Raw genomic sequence first — 17,565 nt, 5'->3', positions numbered from 1 at the left:
ATTTATATCAGAAGTTATTATTCTAAAATTTTGAGTATAAATCTTAATCGAAAAACTTAAAAATAAGACAACCAGAAAAAATCTTAAATTCATAATTAATTTAATAAACCCTAGCAAGGAATAAAGAAAACTTGCAGAATATAATTTTTTATTTGATTTAAGATTCAACGTTCTTTTATTTTTTTTGTATGAAGTTAGCTTCTTTTTTATTAAATTCTAAATTAACATAATCCAGAGGAATTTTCTCTTGCTCTAATCTCCAGTTATTTTCTTTTAATTTGTTATAGATTACTAATTCAGGCTCAGTTAAGTTAAGCTCAATTGACACTTTTGAAATAGTTCCTAAATCATTTTCAAAGAATTTATCAAAAGTATTTTCATCCATCAAAATACTTTGTGTTTTAGGAAAATAGCCTCTAACTTGTGATAAAATCTCAAAACCTTGAGCATCTAAATCTCCCCAATATAAAATTTCAACTTCGTTTAGCCATTCTATATTTTTTATATTAGAAACTTGAAAACCCTTTCCGAAAATGGCAATTGTATTTTCTTGATTTGGTAAAGTCAGCGTAGTGTATAAGTTTATTTTATTTTCAACAATGATAACCCGCTTAACTGGAATTTTTAAGGTACTAAATTGACTTACAGGTATTGAAATATCGCTGATTCCTGAAAAATATTCTGAACTTATTAATTCATCCAAAATTTTAAATCTAACAAGAGATTCGCTATACTTTAAGCTAAATCTCTTCTCAAAATCATTTTCAAATAGATTTACTGAATTTGCAATAATTATATCTAATAGCTCCTTAATTATTCCTTTGTTATTTTCAATAAACTTTGTATGAACTTTAATAGGTAATTCTCTAATATATAAATTAGGTTTTGGATTAATTTTAAAGAATCTACATACTTTTAAAATGTTATTCCAAACGGAAATATTAGCAACTAATTTAAGTGGGTATTTTTCAATCCAAGGCTTAGATTCTGGAAATTCCTCTATAGTTTGTTTGCTTAATAAAATAAAAAGATCTACTTCCTTTTCTTTTTTTAAAAATTTAATAAAATCATTCTTTGTTTCAAAATAAATGCTTGAAGGAAAGCTTTGTGTGCCTAACAATTTCGTTTTTCTTACTTCATAAGTAATCGTGTATCCAAATCCTTTTTTTTCTTTTGAACTAGCAATTAGATTAGTAATTTCATCTTTAAAATTTGAAAGAGACTTACCTGGTTTTTTATCACCTAAAATAACCAATGGGAAAATTTCTATTTTTTCAACTATAGATTGAAGAAAATTTTTATACTTTCTCTCAGCTTTTATTTTTATTTCTTTAGCACTTATCATACTCCAACAACATATTTTTCTCGCTCTTCTTGAAATTGCTTAATCGGCATATCATACAACCAAGAATTTCTGTCGTTTTTTCTTTCAACAAAATGAACAAAAGAAATATGAGGCTCAACGATATGAATATTATCACTAGGTGTTACTACTAAAAGTTGTAAATGAAGTTGTTTACATAATTTCATTAAATATTGAGCTTTGTCTTCATCTTGAGCTTTAAATGCTTCGTCAATCGCTATAAAACGGAAAGAATTAGTTTGCAATCCTTCTTTTGTCAATCCAAATTGATACGCAATTGCAGAACCTAAAATAGTATATGTAAGCTGCGCTTTTTCACCTCCAGACAATTGCCCCATCCCAGAATATGTTTTAAACTTTTGATTTGTTTCTAAATAAAATTCTTCAGCTTTGTATTCAAACCATGAGCGAACTTCCATTGCTTTATTTCGCCATTTTTCATCTTCTAATTTCTTTATTAAAGGTTCAATATGATTTTCAAAATGTACTTTTTTCCCATCTATTGAACTATCAATTTCTTTAAAATTTGGTATTGCATTATGCAATAGATTTTTAAACTCTTTTATCTCATCACTAGTTTTAAATTGAGCAATGAGTTGGATATATGTTTTTGGACTATTTTTAAATTCAATTTCCCTCAATGCATCATTTAACGAATCAATATTTTTCTTTATGTCATCTCCCCAATTTTGAAAAAACATATTAAAACCACCTACTTTATCTGTAATAGTATCTTCTAAATATTTATTAAAACGATTTTCAAATTCAATAAGCCCTTCTTCTATTAGATCTTTGTACTTATCTTGATATTCACTTATGAATTCAATTTTTTCAGGCAAAGAACTAACATCTGAACGCCAAGACTTGTATTTAGATGAAATTGATTCAGAAGGGTTTTTAAAAGCACTGATTTTCGGAATTACTTCCTCTTTTAAATTTGATTTGTTTTTGTTTAATTCGGTTAATTTTAAAGAATTATTTGTTTGAAATGAAGCCCTAACAACTTCAAAATTCGAATAATTAATATTTAATAAATTTTTATTTTCAAATTCAAATTCAACCAAGTCTGCATTAATTTCTTCAATAACATTTAAAATACTTAGATGATTTGCTAATTGACTTTCAGCATCATCAAGCGAAATTTTCAATTTTGATTTTGTATCCTTTTCTTCATCTATCAAGTCTCCGTTTTTACTCAAAAGTTCTTTAGTTTCTTTCAATTGTTCTTGAAGCACCCTTACTTTATCATTTGCTTTTTCAAGCTTTGTTCTTTGTTCTTGTTTTAATTTTATTTCTTTAGCAAACGTGAGCCAATCTATTTCGTCAAACTTAGTGTATAGTTTGAATAATTCAGAATAATCATCTTGAAGTTCTTCAATCTCATTAATAGACTTATCTATTTTTCTTAACTGTACTAAATTTTCTTTTTGCTCTAATTGATAAAGTTTTAATTCTTTTTTCCACCATTCTAATTTTTCTTTATTATCCCAACCTAAAATATAATTTTCTTTACTTATGATATGTTTACGGTCATCCTTTTCATGTCTTCCTTTTCCAAACTTGACGAGTCCTTTCTTAGTTATTGCTTTTTCTTGGACATTAAACTCTTCCAAATTATCTGCACATATATAATTAAATTGTTGAATTATTTTTTCTTCAATCCAATCTGTATATAAGTTATTTGGTTTAAAACTAATCTTATTGATTAAGTATTTTTTATCAAAACTAATGCTCTGCATAGTTAAAAGAGAAACTTGTTGCCTATAACATTGATAGTTTATCTTCCCTTTTAAATTAATATTATTCACATATTTATTCACTTGATGGTAGTATTTTTCTGGAACAATTAATTGTAAAGAAAAATTATGAAGTACTTTTTCTATTGAAGACTCCCATTCTTTTTCAGAATCATTTATATTAATTAATTCTGCAATAAATGGTATCTCTTCTTTAGTTGCTCCAATTTCTAATAAAATTTCTTCTCTAATTTGAGCAACTCGTCCTGAAATATTATTTTTGTTTTGCTGAAGTATTTTTACCGTCTCAAGACCATTACTTACATTAAACTCTATTTCATCTTGTTGATTCTTTATCTTTCTTAAATCGTCCCTAAGCGCATCTTCCTTATGTTTACACTCAGCCTTTTTAATCTTAGTTGTTTCTCTTGTTTGTAAGAAAACTTCTTTATTAGGGTTTGTTGGTAAACTTAGTTTTTGTGATAATGAATTGTAATTATCTAATTTGTTTTTTCTAGTATCTCTGAGTTTTTCAAATCTCAGGATTTCTTTACTTAATTCTGATATTTGTTTGCCAACTTCATCACTTTTAATTTGAACACTTAAATCAGTTTCTTCCTCTTTCAAATCAATTTCTTTCGCTTTTAGCTTTTCAATTTCAGCATCACAAAGGACTAGCTTAGCATTGATTACTTCAATTTCTTTTTCACAAATATTTTTCCCTTTTATTGAAAACCAAAATACACTAATTTCTTTATCAGCTTTTAAATTCTTAATACTACCCTCAATTTTTTCAAGTTGGTTTGCAATATTATTTATAGGTTCAAGTTGTTTAATTTGCTCTTTAGCTTTATCAATATTATTTTTTGCATCCATTAAAGTAACAAAGCTCTCTTTAAGTTGAATGTATTCATTTTCAGCATCTCTCCATTCTAGCATATTTACACGAATAAATTCATCTAAATCACCTAAAACCTTAATTCCAACAACTTGATTAAATAAACTAAGAGCTTTTGATGATTTCATACCAAATAAAATAACCATTCTTTCGGCATATTTTGTTGGTCCCTCAAAAAACTCTACTTTTTTCTTTAGACTATTGGAATTATATATTTTATCTATTAGTTTTTTCCAATTTCCTTTTGAATCAAATGGGAAAAAATCATTTTCAATATTTAGGGATTGATGAGCAATGCCAAATGATCTTTTTAACACTCCACCTGAAAACCATCTTACCTGGAAAAGTGTCACAGTTTTCTGGTCTGTATTAGCAAAACAAGCCAAAATAACAGAATATGACTTCTTATTTCTTAACATTTGAGTTGTACTACTTAACTCACCTTCTTTCTGTATATCACCATAATGACCAAGAACATAACTTTCTTCATCTCTATCTCCTTTTTTTTCTACACCAGATGATTGATTGTAAAAACGGTCTTTTTTAGATGGAACTAGTAATGTTAATAGAGCATCAATATATGTTGTTTTTCCTGAACCATTAGCTCCAGTTAAAAGAGAGTTATTACTTAATGGACTGATTTTGAAAATTTGTTTGTCAAAAGTCCCCCAATTATAAACTTCCATATATTGAAGTCTAAACCCTGCTTTATCAGAACTTGTACTAAATAGACTGTACATAATTTTTTAATTTTTCTTTAAATTCATTCAAAATATCAAGTGTCACCTTTTCTTTAATTATTCTATGTATTTTATACCTTGCCTCTCCCTCATTATTTTTTATTTCTTTCAAATAACCTAATTCTATTACACGTTTAATATAAGTATCTAAATCTTTTAAAAATTTAACTTTATTATATTTTTCAGGTAGAAATAATTCAATTTCATCTCTAAGTTCTGTATGTGAAATATTCTTTTCTAACCCTTGAAATTCAATTGGATTTTGCTCGAATTCTTCTATAATTTGCCTTAGTATTACTAAAAGTATTGACATTTCAAAACCAACTTGTCTTCTTGAAACCAATCCTATGGTATTTCCATCATTGTCTATTTCAAATTGTTTCACAAAGGCATATCCATCATCTTCTTTAAGAATCAATTCTAAACCAATTTGATTAATATAGTCTTGAATTTCATCTCTGTAATTTAATATTTCAGCCCAAGTAATATCTTTACTTTCTACTGTTCCTCTTAGCAATTTAACTATCGCTTTTGAATATGGTTTTATTTTATCTTGTAAGTGACTCATTTAAGAAGTATAATTTCAGGGATTTTAATTGATTTTAAGTTTTTAGTATCAAAAACTATTTCTTGTTGTTTGTCGGGATTAAAATTATGAGTAAAATCTTTGATTACATTAAAATATCCAAAAAGCTCAGGTAAACCTTTATCTATTCCTCCATTAGATTCAATTACTTCAAAAAGAGTAGTTTGAGAATTTATGTCCAATGCTTTTTTGATTCTATTAGAAAGTTCTTTTTTGTCGATAACATCTTTATCAAAGATTTTATTTAATTGATCTGATTCATAAATATTATTGTCAGCTAAAACTGGTTTACTATTATATACAATATCTTCCTTTTGTTCGTGAGTTAACCGTTTTTCAAAAGGGATTTTCAAATACAATTCATCTTCTAATTCAATTGAGAGATCAGGAGTGATTTTCAACTTGCTTATTTCACTTAAAAATGACTTAATTTCTTGAATTAATTTATCTGTGATTTGCTTTTGCGATATTTGATTATCTTTAATAATTCGACTCAACTTTTGAGCCATCTTATCATTTGCTTTTGTTACTTTTCTACCAGAATTATAAAGGTGATTTTTCATTCCTTTTAGAAACGAATCTTTGGACTCAATACTTTTTTGAGACAATGTTTCAAATAATTCAAGTGTTAGGCTTTGCCATTGTTCTTGAAGCCCTCTATCCATTAAAAATCTCCAGAAAGCATAAAAACTTTTTCCTTGATGACTATCTTTTAACTCATCAAGGGCATCAAATGTAAAACCAAGGATATCACTCTTTGTTAAGCTACTATCGGAATGTTTGTGGTATATTTCTTTTGTAATATTTTTGAAGTTGTCTTCAACTTCTTTAAAGTCCGACAACAGCTCTTTTGCTGATTGATTGAGGTTATTGAATTTTTCAATAATTTGATAATCTTCAAAAACATTAACATCTTCTCCAAATTGTAATTGTTGAATTTGATGTTCAATTTCAAGTTTTTTACTCGTAAGTATTTCAATCCGTTTTTCTATATCTTCATTCGTATATTCAACCAATTCTTTTAACTGGTTAAATATATCTTTGAATTTTGATTCTGCTCCTACAAATTCTTTCTTTTTTAAGCTTGAAAGCCAGTCGATAGTTTTATTAGTATGAGAAGTTAATTCAAAATAAATTTCATCATTTTCACTATAATTCGTTAGAAATCCTTTTGAAGTCCAGTTCTTTATATATTTTTTTGCTTTCTCTTCAAATGTATCAAATACTTTAATGTCACTCTCTTCATCATCCTGAACGTTTTTATATTCTAAGAAGTCAGAAAGATCAGCATGTAGTTTATCCGAAGTAATTATAGTTTCTTCCCCCTTGAATTCTCTAATAAAAAATTCAATAGTTAAATCTCTTTGTCTAATTCTTAAAAGCTCAACACTTGGAGAATTAGACAATATTTCAATCATCTCATCTGGTTCTATCATATATTTCGGATAGCAACTGGGAAATTATGCCCACACATTGTTGGTGCATTTTAGAAAAAGGGCAATATCTCTTAGCAATTATTAAAGCATAAAAATAGTGAAATTTATATAAATATAGAATTATATAAATCTATATTTTATAGAACAAGGAGGTTTTTGTTTGGTTTCTAAAAATATTTATTAATTAGCAGAAATTTTTCAGGTCTAATTTCTGTTTAAGTAGTTACCAAAACTTGAATTGTGCTATATTTAAAAATCGACTCATAAGGATTTTAAATAAATAGTTTCATTATTTGGGTTTCGGACAGCTATATAAATACATTATAATTTTATTTGCCTGAAAAGCACTTCATTTATTTAAGAGCTTTTATAACGTTACACTTCTAAAGAATTTTTATACTCCAATTTACTAGTTATGTAACTAAATTTAATTCTGTCAATAAATATTGTATTGTTTCCTGGTTAAAAGTATTCGATTCATTTTCAATAACGAATAGTTGAAAATCAGTTTTATTTATCCCTAGTTCTTTTAATTTTTCAAATCCAACAGAAATTAAGGCTACATCAAGAAGTGACTTTGTTTTTTTTGTAAGTTTGATAATCATAATTTAATTTATTAAATATTTTATCAAAGCTCTATATTTAATTTTTAATCAAAGTGTCATAGCAGTAATGTTACATATATATTTTATATCTATCCAATTACAAAAGTAAAAACTTATAAGACAATTTAATCAAACATAAAAGCTCTGGCTTTCAAATCTTGATCTGTTCTTGATAACCCTATATTATTAGCTACAATTCTCCAATTATTAACGGCGTGTTTAACTTCATTTATTATGCTAATGGCTTCGTCATTTCCTAACCTGAAATATTGTGAAACATCAAGAGCCAAATCTAAATCTAATGCATTGTCATTTTCAGAAATATTTAATTTTAATCCCGTTCCAGTTTCAACTGGATTAATATCATATGCTGGAGAAAGAATCCAACCATTATTTGTTAAAATAAAACCGTGATTCCTTAAATGATCATCTGTATTGGAAACGCAAATACTAAATACTATTCTTCTCCATAACTGTTTTAGATCCGTTTCAACATTAGCACCATTAGTTGAAATAAATTCTACCAATTCTAAATAACTAACTCCATCCGAATAATCTTGTCCATCCGTATATCCTAACAAAGTCATTGCAGATGCAAAATGAATTCTTTTTCCCTCTTGGGTTCGGTCAAATCTTTTAGTTAAAAATGTATGATATTTACTACTAAATTTTTGAGCTCTACATTCTGACATTTCAATACCCGATTCCAAAGCTAATTCATAAGTAACCATTTCCCATGCTCCAATATTTTCTCCATCATTTTTACTTGGAAATTTCGCAATCCATAATTCATTATTCTTATCTACTATACTTGCTTTTGGTCTAGCACCACCCAAAGAAGAACCTGGAGCAACCAACATACTTAACCAATTCAAATAACCTGGATCATCTACAACATCTTCATCTTCTAATCGTAAACTAATTTGCTCTAGCTCTCTAATAGATGACCAGGGTGGACTTGCTAATTTTTTATTATCATTTAAAAAAGGTCCATCAATTTCTAACTTAAATCGTAATGCACCCATCCTGTGTCCATCATAAACACCTAATAAATAATCTGTTTCAAATAAACTACTTTCTTTTCTTTCTTCTAATCTAGCCATTGCAGCTTCTCTCCTACGCATTAATATTCTTCCCCAACGATCTGGAGAAGAATCTAAAAATAGTCCGAAATTAGTTTTAATATCATCATTTAAATAATGTAATCCAGCATACAATTGCAAATCAGGATCTAATAATTGAGCTTTATCTGAATTTAACCACTCTTTGTCATATTCAAACGAAAATATTTCTTTCCCTCTTAATAATTCGGCAAAAAGTATACCCATCAACTGAGGTGTTTCCAATCCATCCCAATCAGCATATACAAATATTGATCTTTTAGTATTTCTTTTAATCATCATTTATTTTTTAGGAGCCCTCTCTTTTACTGTTAATTTAGCATCTTGTAATTTTCTTCCTAAAACATCATCCTTAGCAACATCAAGAAAATCCTTTTCTAAACCTAAAACTTGAAGTACCAATAAATAAGAGCCAATACTAACACTTTCAGAACCTTTTTCAATACCTGATAAAGTAGGTCTGCTCATATTTGCTCGTTCAGCCACTTGTGCTGCACTCAATTTTCTTCTAAGTCTTGCGAGTTTAATATTCTCACCTAACTCAGATAGAATTCTCTTTACCTTTGGTAATAATATAACTTTTCTTCTTGCCATAATCAAATATAATGTAAACTATATATTACAAATATAGCATTTTTTGGTAAATATAGTTTACATTATTAATAATATTTAAGATTCTTATAAATTTTCACATCCCACCAAACACAGATTCCACAGCATCAATTCTAGCAGTGTTATTGACTTGATGATAAATATTAAAAGATTTAATATCTCTATGCCCACTTATGCTCATTATTGTTTTATCAGCAATTCCATTATTTCTCATTATGGTAATAAATGTTCTTCTAGCCGTATGCGAAGATATTCGTTGATAAAACTTCTTTATAAAAGTTACTTGCTCAACACCTTTAGTTCTTGTGTATTCAACCTCATGAATAAATCCGGCATTTTCAACAACTTCTTTTATATAATCATTACACTTTTGTATTGTAATTATTGGAAGTTCATAATTATACTTCACTAAAATCCCCTTTGAAATAGCAATTAAAGGAATTTCCCTATCTGGTTTTGAAGAATCTTTTTCTTCTTTCAAGACAAAATAATTATCAAATACAACTCGCTTATTTACTTTCTTCAATTCACCACCTCGTAAACCCGTTAAAGATTGAAAAATAAAAATATCCTTAACCTTGGTTAACCTATCAGAACTACAATCAAAAGAATTTAAATATTTAACATCTTCCAATGAAAAAACTTCTTGTCGAGTTAAATCTTTAGCTGGCTTAACAAAATCCATAAAGGCATTATTGAAAGTAAATTCTTTTTTATAAGCCCAATACATAAATGTTTTAAACAACCCAACATTTCTGCTAAATGTACTTGTATAATGATCTTTATACTCATAACAGAAATCAGTAAAATCAGTGTAAAATGAATTGTTAATTTTACTAAAAGTTAATTTATATTTATTTACTTTTTCAAATTCAAGCAATATATTTTTTACATTATAATATCTCTTTACAGTAGTTTTTTTCCATTCTTTTCGTTTAATTTTCTCATCCATAAATTTTTCATAAACATCAAAAAAAGAACTTTGCTTAGCTGTTACAATACCAAAGGCTTGATTTAAATACTGTTTTAACAAATCGCTATTAAATTCCGTTTTACTTAATTCACATCTAGATTCAAATGTATCAAACTCATCGGTGAACTTATTTAATGTATTGGTAATCTTTTTTTGATTAATAGCTATATTTTTCCCCTTATTCTTGGGTTTATTATTTTCAAAATCCCAGTGAATAGGGTGTATTGTTTTTCTTGTTGAATAAACAAATTGCTTTTGTTCATTTTTAAAATAACACGAAAAAAGTATTAATGTTTCCTTTTCACCTTTTGGTTTTCTCAAATAAAATGTGTGCCTCATAATTTTAATTATTTTTATGCGTTGATAAAATGGTTGATAATTTTATTATATCTTATTATTAAAAAAAATGATAATAAGGCATAAAAAAATTGCTCAACACCTTGTTTTACAACAACATAAGAACAATATTTGGATAATAAAAATTAACTTAAATATGAGCCGGCGTCTCCACTATTATCAATTCAACACAATGCAAACAATCGCTACCCCCTAATAAATCAATAACTTACTACTCCTCCCACATCTTGTAAAAGCATTATTACAGTACCATTTTAATTCCCATTTTATATTATTTTATTTTGGGTACTGCTTTTTTTTATATAATTTTATTATCTAAAAAATTGAAAATGAAAACAACATTCAACATCATATTCTTTCTTAAAAAAGTTCCCCCGCCTAAAAATGGAGATTTCATTTTTTTTCACAAAGCTCGTCTTGAAACTTAAAAATTCTCTTTCTCAAAAAAATTAAATCGAAATTAAAGACAACGTATTTGGATGTTTTAACAAAAAAAATCACATTCCAAATTCTAACGATATATGATATTTAATGAATCTGAGAGTGTAACTCAGAAAATAACACTTTCAATAGATTCTATAAGGACTGTTTATTGTCGTGCAATATATATTATTAAGACTAATCAAGGTAAACTAAATAAACATCACATAAACCGACTTCATATCCAAACAGAATAAAAAATAAACTAACAACATATAAAAAAAATTACTAAATTTGGTTTAGCTAAAGGTTGTTGCATTTTTAAAACTTCTGAATTTCCTTCAGAGACCCCTAGCTAATAAAATCGCAACTTTCCTTATACATTAAAGTAACCTCCAATTTTAAAAAGTACCCCTACATTTAATAACTTAACCCTTTAAGTTGAACTATTTTAAACTAAACAAGAAATGCTAAACCTTATAGAAAACAGGATATATGCAAAAAAACAAAGAAAAACTGGAGCAAATAATTTTTAATGACTATATCTTAAAACCATTCATTAATCAGGTTCATAAAGATTTAAATGCATTTTGTATAAATGAAGAGTTCTTTAAATATATAGAATTAGGTAAAGCAACTTCTAAGATTAGAGATAGTTTGCAAAAACAAAGTTTTGTTTCTAAAAATATAGGTTTAGTTGTAAATGACGATTTAGAAACTTACGCTTCAATATTTGCAATTTGGTTAGAAGGCTTAGCATATGTACCTCTTCACCCTCTGCAGCCTATTGAAAGAAATATAGAAATAATTAGTCAAGCAGAGGTGGGTTTAATATTAGATTCTTCATTTGATAATAAATATGAAAAATTTAGAAAAATAAACACAAATGAATTATTATTTACTAAATTTAATTTAGAAATAAACAAAATAGAAGATAGTGAATTAGCGTATATTTTATTTACATCAGGAAGTACCGGAAAACCTAAAGGTGTGTCTATTACCAGAGAAAATGTAGGAGCTTTTATGAAATCATTTTTTGAAATAGGATTTGATATTACTGAAAAAGATAGATGTTTACAACCTTTTGATTTAACATTTGATGTTTCTGTCCAGTCTTACTTAGTTCCGCTAACAAAAGGAGCATGTACATATACAATACCGCATAATCAAATTAAGTTTAGCTATGTATATGGACTATTAGATGATCATAAAATTACGTTTGGAGCTATGGCTCCTTCTATGTTAAGATACCTTAAACCTTATTTTGATGAAATTGAAATACCTAGTATGAGATATAACATTCTTACAGCTGAAGCTTCCCCTGTTGAATTGGTTGATGAATGGATAAAATGTGTGCCTAATGCACGATTATTTAATTTTTATGGACCAACTGAAGCCACTATATATTGTACATATTATGAAATAGATAGGAAAATAGAGAATAAATCATTAAACGGAATGTATTCTATTGGTAAAGCAATGAAAGGTTTAGAGTCTGTTATACTTTTTGATGGTGCTATTACTAAAAAACCAGGTATTAAAGGAGAATTGTGTATTGCCGGAAATCAAGTTACACCCGGCTATTGGAAGAATGAAAGCAAGAATAAAGATTCATTTATAATAAAGAAAATTAATCATAATGAGTTAAGGTTTTATAGAACTGGCGATTCCTGTTATTTTGATCAAGATGGCGACATATTATTATTTGGAAGAATTGATCACCAAGTAAAAATACAAGGATATAGAATAGAGCTTGGAGAAATAGAATATAAAGTTAGAGATTATCTTAACGGAGTAAATGCTATAGCAATCGCTTTTACTAATAAAAATGGCAATACTGAACTTGCATTGTTCATAGAAAGTTCCGAAGTGTCTAGTGATGACGTCAAAAATTATTTGGCAACTAAATTACCACTCTACATGATTCCTTCAAAACTTTATTTTTTGAAGGAATTTCCATTAAACACGAGTGGAAAAATTAATAGACTAGAACTAAAATCATTAATAAAATAAGGTGTATTATGAACATTAACTATAAATTTCATCATATAGGAATTGCAACAAAGAGCATTAATAAATGCATAACATTTTATGAGAAGCTGGGTTATTCACCGTCTGACATTAAAATCGAACCTTCCCAAAATGTACGAATTTGTTTCTTAAAAAAAGAAGATAATCCAATAATTGAGATAATTGAAGAATTAAATGAAGATTCAGCCATATCCTTAATACTGAAGAAAATGGGATCAACAGTATATCACACTTGTTATGAGGTAACTGATATTGTTGCCGCAGCAGACGAATTAGAAGATAGCGGGTTTAGATTGTTATTTGAACCTAAAATTTCAAACACAATGGATAATGGTTTATTTTGCTATCTATATTCTGTTAATTGTGGATTTATAGAATTATATCAAAAACAAATTTAAGATACTCGTTAATTGTATTTATATAATAATACTAATAGGAACTCATTCTTTTATTCTTGCATTTAAATTTAAAATATAAAAAAGAGCTATAAAATAAATTTTCAGTCTATTCAGTTTAAGGTCAGGATTTTAAAACTAAATATATTTTTAAAAAAACAAAGATTAATTAAATCTCATAAAATAAAGTTTAATACATACTCTATACCTTAGCTATTAATAGATAATAGAAAAATATTACTAACCATAAAATAATTAATATGAATAAGACTAAAATAACACAAGAAGTTGAAGCTATCTTCAGAAAAGTTTTTGATGACGATAAATTAGTAATTAACATGACAATGACTGCAAACGATGTTGATAATTGGGATTCTTTAACCCACATGTTGCTAATTGTAGAAGTGGAGAATACTTTTAATATAAAGTTTAAATTAAGAGATTTGAATAAAATGAAAAATGTTGGAGATATGATTGATCTTTTAGTACTAAAAATTGGATAATAGCCTATGATATTTAATTCTCTTAGTTTTTTAATATTTTTTGTTATTGTATTCTTTTTATATTATTTCTTATTTAAAGAAAATACCAAGTACCAAAATTGGATATTACTTCTTTCAAGTTATTTCTTTTATGGATATGTAAATTGGAAAATTATCCCAATACTCTTAATTGCTACTGTTATAATATTTACTTTAGGTATTGCAATTCATTCAACTGAAGAAAATGAAAAGAAATCTTCTTGGTTAGCAACCCTAGGTATACTGCTAGGAATTGGTTTATTAGTTTATTTCAAGTATTTCAATTTTTTTATTGATTCATTTTCATCCGTTTTAAACACGTTAGGATTAAAATCAAATATAGGAACCTTCAATATTATTATGCCCATTGGTATAAGTTTTTTTACTTTTAAACTAATTAGTTATATTATTGAAGTTCATAGTGGCCAAATTGAACCATCTAAAGATTTTGGAGTCTTTGCAACTTATGTAGCTTTTTTCCCTACAATTATGTCTGGCCCAATAGATAGACCAAATAATTTTATTCCTCAACTTTTAAGCAAGCGATCATTCAAATATGATTTGACCGTAAATGGTTGTAGACAAATTCTGTGGGGTTTATTTCAAAAAGCAGTAATTGCAGATAATTTAGCTACGATTATTAATGGAGTTTGGGATGATATCCCAAACCAATCAGCGAGTAAATTACTCCTTATTGCAATTCTTTATAGCTTTCAACTATACACTGACTTTTCTGGATATTCGCATATGGCAATTGGTGTTGGTAAAATTCTTGGTTTCCATATTACTAAAAACTTTAATTACCCATATTTTTCGAGGAATATAGCTGAATTCTGGAGGAATTGGCATATATCTTTAACATCTTGGTTAACAGATTATATTTTTATGCCATTAAGTTTCAAGTTTCGATCTTTTGGTAATTGGGGTTTAATTTTGGCTATAATTATTAATTTCATATTAGTTGGGCTATGGCATGGAGCAAATTGGACATTTGTTATTTATGGTCTTTTTCATGGCTTACTTTTTATTCCTCTGATTCTTACAGAAACAATTTTTAAAAAGAATAAACTAAATGTAAACAAGTATGGGTTACCATCGATAAATGATTTTTTTAAAATTATTGGAACATTTTCAATTTGGACATTAAGTTTAATAATTTTTAGAGCTGACAATATTCTTCAGGCTTGGAATTATTTCTTAGACATTTTTTCTCCCTCCCTTCTTAATGCTCCAAAATTCACAAGTCACGATTTAGCATTAATTTTTATAATAATTATTTTTATATTTATTTTTATGCTGATTGAATGGTATGGTAAAGAAACAGAATGCCCATTATTCCAACTAGATAAAATGAAAAATAAATATAGTCGTTGGGTTATCTATTTTATTATTTTATTATCAACAATAATATTTACTGGAGGGAAACAAGTCTTTATTTATGTTCAATTTTAAACCAAAAAATTAAATGAAAAAATTTATTGGAAATATAATTTTATTTTGCTCAATTATAATCACCATTTTATATTTATTAGATTATACTATTACAAAAGGTTTAAGAAAAACGCATTTTCATACGTTTAATAATTTAACGAAAATATACAATAGTGAGTTAAATTCTGATTTAATAATTAACGGTAGTTCTGCAGCCAAATTTCAATTATCACCATACTTACTTGATTCTATTTTGGAGCTAAATTCCTACAATCTTGGTATGGAAGGAGTAGGATTTATCCCTCAAAACTTACAAAGTGATCTCTATTTAAAATATAATAAAAAGCCAAAAATAGTACTTCAAATATTAGGTGACTTTGAATTATTTAGAAGAGACGGATTAATTGGTTATATGCAATTCTCTCCTTATTTAAATATGGATGAGGTTAAAAAAGTAACCAAAATGTATAAAGGATTTTCAGTTTTAGATTATTATATTCCGTTTATTAGATATTATGGAAGTCCTTTTGATATTATAGATGGATTTTTCAGTTTTTTCGGTTTAGAATTAAGAAAACCCACTGGATATAAAGGCTATTTTGAACAGGACTTAAAATGGAATAGTGCTTTTGATAAATTCAAAAAAAACTATAAGGACGGTAGATTTATAAAAATGGATCCTGAATCAATGAAACTATTTGAGATTTATATTGCAAAGTGTAAAAAAAGTAAAATAAATATCTTTTTTGTTTATCCTCCAAACTACTACGAATACAACCAATATATAAAAAACCAAGATGAGATTATATCATACTACACTAAAATATCTAAAAAATATCAAGTTCCCTTTCTTAATTATTCAAATAATCCCCTTTCACTTTCAAAAGAATACTTCTATGATTCACAACATTTAAATAAAAAAGGAGCTGAGTTATTCACTAAAATACTAAGTGAAGATATTAAAAAAATAATTGAAGACTCAAAATAGAAAACTTAAAATCTACATTTTAAGTTTTTACTTTGAAGACATTTTATATTTGTTACATTTTCAATAATTTTAATTTAAACAAGATATTAACAAATATTCAAAACCCTGCGTTTTCATTATTTATTATAAACTGCCCTTTTTAAGGGTGATTTCCACAGCTCCATTTCCTCCTCTAACTCCCCAATGGCCTGCTTCATTGCCAATTAACACTTTAATAGTTTCAACTTGAATTGGCTGTATTGAAGAAATTTCATCAACAACAATCCCATCAACTACTAATAGTGCATAAGGGTCTGCAAAGAAAGAATTGGGGCCTCTTGTTATTAAGAGCACCTTCTCGCTTCCTGTATCATCTGAAATTCTAGCTCCTGGACAAACACTTTGAATAACTTCAAATATTGATGTCATATATTCAAAATTATTGTTATCTATTAATAAATTTTCTACGCAATAATCTAAAATACTTTTTTCTAAATTATTATTTTCTAAAACACTTTGGTAAGACTTTTCATTATTTCTATAAATCATGTTAAAGTTTAATGAATCTTGCTTGCCCAGCTTAACATACTGATATTCAAAACCATCTAACTCTACTCTTAACATATCTTTTTTCTTACATGAAATACTAAACAATCCCAGTGAATCTGTCATTACCTTCTCTTTAGACTTTTTTGCAGTAATATTTACACCTTTTAGTGGAAATTTCTTAAATGCAGTAACTTTCCCTTTTATAATTTGAGTTTGAGCCATTAGTGGCACATTTAATAAACAAATTATTATAATAACAAAACAGCTTATTTTTTTCATTTGACAAACGTATAATATCCAATTCTTAAATTTAAAACAAACAGTTTTTTAACAACTATTTATTACCCTACTAAATTACACACAATTTTTTAAAACAATCATTCCAAATCCAATAAATAATAATTATAATGAATTTTTGAGCCCTTAATCTTAAGTTTAATTATCTATTTTAAATCAATTATTGAGCCCTTAAAAATTAATTAAAATTTTAACAAAATTTAATATTTTATTTGCAAATAAGTTGTATCTTTGTAACTGGTAAGCCTTACGGTTTATCAATCTTTTTCATAGCAATTTTCCTCACTCAAGACTTTGAGTGAGGTTTCTTTTTTATAAAGACCTTTAAATTAATTAAATGTTATTAAATATACCTTATTCAGAGTGGGTTGGCTATACAGCCTCAGTAGTACTAATGATTTCTTTTTTAATGAAAAATATATACACCTTAAGAATAATAAATTCTATTGGCGCCATACTTTTTATTTTATATGGAATAATGTTAAATACCTCTTGGCCAATTATTATCACTAATCTTTTTATTTTAT

General features: G+C 26.9%; 14 protein-coding genes. 5 read left to right on the top strand and 9 right to left on the bottom strand.

Going from position 1 to position 17,565, the window contains the following annotated elements; genetic code table 11:
• Positions 1-175 precede the first annotated feature (175 nt).
• From DAD81_RS02045 to DAD81_RS02010, 8 genes are all read right to left on the bottom strand, one after another.
• Positions 176-1,345, bottom strand: coding sequence for a Wadjet anti-phage system protein JetD domain-containing protein (locus DAD81_RS02045; protein WP_111706560.1), 1,170 nt, complete (start codon positions 1,343-1,345; stop codon positions 176-178).
• Positions 1,342-4,737, bottom strand: coding sequence for an ATP-binding protein (locus tag DAD81_RS02040; protein WP_111706559.1), 3,396 nt, complete (start codon positions 4,735-4,737; stop codon positions 1,342-1,344). The genes DAD81_RS02045 and DAD81_RS02040 overlap by 4 nt, the downstream gene beginning before the upstream one ends.
• Positions 4,721-5,305 (bottom strand): DUF4194 domain-containing protein, encoded by a 585-nt coding sequence (locus DAD81_RS02035; protein ID WP_111706558.1) that lies wholly within the window; start codon positions 5,303-5,305, stop codon positions 4,721-4,723. The genes DAD81_RS02040 and DAD81_RS02035 overlap by 17 nt, the downstream gene beginning before the upstream one ends.
• On the bottom strand, positions 5,302-6,759 hold the full coding sequence (locus tag DAD81_RS02030; RefSeq protein WP_111706557.1) for a DUF3375 domain-containing protein: 1,458 nt from the start codon (positions 6,757-6,759) through the stop codon (positions 5,302-5,304). Before DAD81_RS02030 ends, DAD81_RS02035 begins: the two co-directional genes overlap by 4 nt.
• Before the next feature lie 413 nt (positions 6,760-7,172).
• Positions 7,173-7,364, bottom strand: coding sequence for a hypothetical protein (locus DAD81_RS02025; protein WP_111706556.1), 192 nt, complete (start codon positions 7,362-7,364; stop codon positions 7,173-7,175).
• A 125-nt stretch (positions 7,365-7,489) separates the two neighbouring features.
• Positions 7,490-8,767 (bottom strand): type II toxin-antitoxin system HipA family toxin, encoded by a 1,278-nt coding sequence (locus DAD81_RS02020; protein WP_245949162.1) that lies wholly within the window; start codon positions 8,765-8,767, stop codon positions 7,490-7,492.
• Positions 8,768-9,079 (bottom strand): helix-turn-helix domain-containing protein, encoded by a 312-nt coding sequence (locus DAD81_RS02015; protein ID WP_111706555.1) that lies wholly within the window; start codon positions 9,077-9,079, stop codon positions 8,768-8,770. It lies immediately after the preceding gene.
• Between the two features lie 94 nt (positions 9,080-9,173).
• Positions 9,174-10,409, bottom strand: a complete 1,236-nt coding sequence (locus DAD81_RS02010; protein ID WP_111706554.1) for a tyrosine-type recombinase/integrase — start codon at positions 10,407-10,409, stop codon at positions 9,174-9,176.
• 933 nt (positions 10,410-11,342) lie between these two features.
• On the opposite strand from DAD81_RS02010, the gene DAD81_RS02005 reads away from it, so the two are divergent.
• From DAD81_RS02005 to DAD81_RS01985, 5 genes are all read left to right on the top strand, one after another.
• Positions 11,343-12,860, top strand: a complete 1,518-nt coding sequence (locus DAD81_RS02005; protein ID WP_111706553.1) for an AMP-binding protein — start codon at positions 11,343-11,345, stop codon at positions 12,858-12,860.
• Positions 12,861-12,868: 8 nt separating this feature from the next.
• Positions 12,869-13,276 (top strand): VOC family protein, encoded by a 408-nt coding sequence (locus DAD81_RS02000; RefSeq protein WP_111706552.1) that lies wholly within the window; start codon positions 12,869-12,871, stop codon positions 13,274-13,276.
• A gap of 257 nt (positions 13,277-13,533) precedes the next feature.
• The gene (locus tag DAD81_RS01995) at positions 13,534-13,776 is read left to right on the top strand and encodes an acyl carrier protein (protein ID WP_111706551.1); all 243 of its coding nucleotides are present in this window, start codon (positions 13,534-13,536) and stop codon (positions 13,774-13,776) included.
• A gap of 6 nt (positions 13,777-13,782) precedes the next feature.
• Complete coding sequence (locus tag DAD81_RS01990; RefSeq protein ID WP_111706550.1) at positions 13,783-15,246, top strand: MBOAT family O-acyltransferase; 1,464 nt, start codon at positions 13,783-13,785, stop codon at positions 15,244-15,246.
• Positions 15,247-15,259: 13 nt separating this feature from the next.
• Positions 15,260-16,213, top strand: a complete 954-nt coding sequence (locus tag DAD81_RS01985; RefSeq protein ID WP_111706549.1) for an SGNH/GDSL hydrolase family protein — start codon at positions 15,260-15,262, stop codon at positions 16,211-16,213.
• A gap of 123 nt (positions 16,214-16,336) precedes the next feature.
• Here the strand turns inward: DAD81_RS01985 and DAD81_RS01980 are convergent, their stop codons facing one another.
• The gene (locus tag DAD81_RS01980; RefSeq protein WP_157961056.1) at positions 16,337-16,963 is read right to left on the bottom strand and encodes a carboxypeptidase-like regulatory domain-containing protein; all 627 of its coding nucleotides are present in this window, start codon (positions 16,961-16,963) and stop codon (positions 16,337-16,339) included.
• Between the last annotated feature and the right edge of the window lie 602 nt (positions 16,964-17,565).

Source organism: Lutibacter citreus (assembly GCF_003260195.1).
GTDB lineage: Bacteria > Bacteroidota > Bacteroidia > Flavobacteriales > Flavobacteriaceae > Lutibacter > Lutibacter citreus.
The sequence above is the reverse complement of the archived record's forward strand: the minus strand, read 5'-3'. Positions and strand labels throughout refer to the sequence as shown.

Excerpts from the sequence above, each read along its gene's own strand:
- DAD81_RS02045 (WP_111706560.1), bottom strand. The coding sequence starts at position 1,345 with ATGATAAGTGCTAAAGAAATAAAAATAAAAGCTGAGAGAAAGTATAAA.
- DAD81_RS02040 (WP_111706559.1), bottom strand. The coding sequence starts at position 4,737 with ATGTACAGTCTATTTAGTACAAGTTCTGATAAAGCAGGGTTTAGACTT.
- DAD81_RS02035 (WP_111706558.1), bottom strand. The coding sequence starts at position 5,305 with ATGAGTCACTTACAAGATAAAATAAAACCATATTCAAAAGCGATAGTT.
- DAD81_RS02030 (WP_111706557.1), bottom strand. The coding sequence starts at position 6,759 with ATGATAGAACCAGATGAGATGATTGAAATATTGTCTAATTCTCCAAGT.
- DAD81_RS02025 (WP_111706556.1), bottom strand. The coding sequence starts at position 7,364 with ATGATTATCAAACTTACAAAAAAAACAAAGTCACTTCTTGATGTAGCC.
- DAD81_RS02020 (WP_245949162.1), bottom strand. The coding sequence starts at position 8,767 with ATGATGATTAAAAGAAATACTAAAAGATCAATATTTGTATATGCTGAT.
- DAD81_RS02015 (WP_111706555.1), bottom strand. The coding sequence starts at position 9,079 with ATGGCAAGAAGAAAAGTTATATTATTACCAAAGGTAAAGAGAATTCTA.
- DAD81_RS02010 (WP_111706554.1), bottom strand. The coding sequence starts at position 10,409 with ATGAGGCACACATTTTATTTGAGAAAACCAAAAGGTGAAAAGGAAACA.
- DAD81_RS02005 (WP_111706553.1), top strand. The coding sequence starts at position 11,343 with ATGCAAAAAAACAAAGAAAAACTGGAGCAAATAATTTTTAATGACTAT.
- DAD81_RS02000 (WP_111706552.1), top strand. The coding sequence starts at position 12,869 with ATGAACATTAACTATAAATTTCATCATATAGGAATTGCAACAAAGAGC.
- DAD81_RS01995 (WP_111706551.1), top strand. The coding sequence starts at position 13,534 with ATGAATAAGACTAAAATAACACAAGAAGTTGAAGCTATCTTCAGAAAA.
- DAD81_RS01990 (WP_111706550.1), top strand. The coding sequence starts at position 13,783 with ATGATATTTAATTCTCTTAGTTTTTTAATATTTTTTGTTATTGTATTC.
- DAD81_RS01985 (WP_111706549.1), top strand. The coding sequence starts at position 15,260 with ATGAAAAAATTTATTGGAAATATAATTTTATTTTGCTCAATTATAATC.
- DAD81_RS01980 (WP_157961056.1), bottom strand. The coding sequence starts at position 16,963 with ATGGCTCAAACTCAAATTATAAAAGGGAAAGTTACTGCATTTAAGAAA.